The organism is Oceaniglobus ichthyenteri, from assembly GCF_003057885.1.
GTDB classification, from domain to species: domain Bacteria; phylum Pseudomonadota; class Alphaproteobacteria; order Rhodobacterales; family Rhodobacteraceae; genus Oceaniglobus; species Oceaniglobus ichthyenteri.
This window is the reverse complement of sequence record NZ_QAGK01000032.1, coordinates 1-1,080: the sequence shown is the minus strand read 5'-3', so window position 1 is coordinate 1,080 and position 1,080 is coordinate 1. Positions and strand designations below refer to the sequence as shown.

Below are 1,080 nucleotides of genomic sequence, written 5' to 3'. Positions count from 1 at the left end.
TTCCCCATCGCGTCGATCACGTCTGAGCGTTCCATCCTGTGTTCTCCTCAAGTTGTCATATCGGTTGCAGTCGGCAATTCGCTCGCAGGCCAGCTTCAGCGCATCTGGCGTTGTAATTGTCAGGGGCGGTGGCGGCTCGCGGTGCCGGGCCAGGATGTTCAGCACGACACTGGCGGAATGGACGTTGTGCGACAGAGCTTCCGCACAGGCCGCCTCGACCGCCTCAAGGCCATCGGTCAGCACGGCGCTCAGAATGTCGACCATCTGTCGGTCGCCGCCCGGCTGGCGTTCCAGTTTGCGCCACACGATGAGACCTTGTCCGCCATTGGTCCGAGGACAATGGTCAAATGATCGGCACCGGCAGGGCCCATTCCTTGAAGGGTGCCCCGTTGCGAAGGGCGCCGGGTTTGCGGGCCAGGACGGGGATGTAATGCAGGGGATCGAAGATCGTTTTGTTCCGCCCGAAGGCCCGGGTATGGCTGCCGACGATCCGACCATCCTGCCAGCATTCCAGCCGGTCAGCATACGCCCCGATCTCTACCGGCCGCCCGACCGCCCGGGCATCGACCGAATAGCGGTTCTTGTCGAACCGCACGAGGCAGGTCTTGGACACGGAGGCAGGAACCGCGTGGAATCCATCGAACGGACCGACATAAGGAACGAGGCTCGGGCGCTCTTCTTCGAACACCTCCCAAATCGTCCTATCGCGCAGCTCCGGGTGCTTGTTCGCCTTGGCATAGGCCAGGCATCGATCCTCCAGCCAGGCATTCAGCTCGGCATAGGACTTGAACTTGGGACGCGGCACGAAGAACCGGCGCCGGATCACCCCCACTTGGTTCTCGACCTGCCCCTTCTCCCAGCCGGAAGCCGGGGTGCAGGCAACAGGGTCAACCAGGTAATGCCCGCACATCTGCTGGAACCGCCGGTTATAGGCCCGATCCTTGCCAATGAAGATCGCGTCAACGGCGGTCTTCGCGTCCATTGTCCTCGGACCAATGGCGGACAATTCCCGCTGTCGTAGATGCCCCGCGCACAGGCCCCACCGAAGAAGGCAAACGCCTTGTCGTGGGCGACGTACAC

Annotated in this window: 1 pseudogene; it reads right to left on the bottom strand. The window is 62.6% G+C overall.

Features of this window, described 5'->3' with window-relative positions:
• A pseudogene (locus tag C8265_RS19235) lies at positions 1 to 1,080 on the bottom strand (Mu transposase domain-containing protein); the annotation flags it as partial.